Raw genomic sequence first — 300 nt, forward strand, 5'->3', positions numbered from 1 at the left:
AAAGTGGTGGTTGAAAAAATTGATGAGGTTGATGATCAAATGCAAGGGATGAGAATGGTGACTTTTTATTACCATATGGAAAACGTGCCAAACTGGATAAAAAATAAAGATATTTATAGTCTATATAAAGGCTATGGTGGTTTAGAGAAAGCCGTATTGGGGGGGAGTCCTAGGGGCGTACATTATTACAGTTTTGGGCCTGATGGTGAGCTACGTTTGACGGGCGGCCAGAGTGGCGGATATGTTTTATAAATGTAAATCATGGGGTTATTAATAGGCAATAATCATGACAAAAAAACT

General features: G+C 38.3%; 1 protein-coding gene. It reads left to right on the forward strand.

Going from position 1 to position 300, the window contains the following annotated elements:
• Nucleotides 1-252 (forward strand): hypothetical protein (locus tag A9G44_RS13470; RefSeq protein ID WP_179854804.1); only part of this gene is annotated, 252 nt, incomplete at its 5' end.
• Nucleotides 253-300 lie beyond the last annotated feature (48 nt).

It is taken from the genome of Gilliamella sp. Occ4-3 (genome assembly GCF_001690675.1).
Taxonomy (GTDB): Bacteria; Pseudomonadota; Gammaproteobacteria; order Enterobacterales; family Orbaceae; genus Gilliamella; species Gilliamella bombi.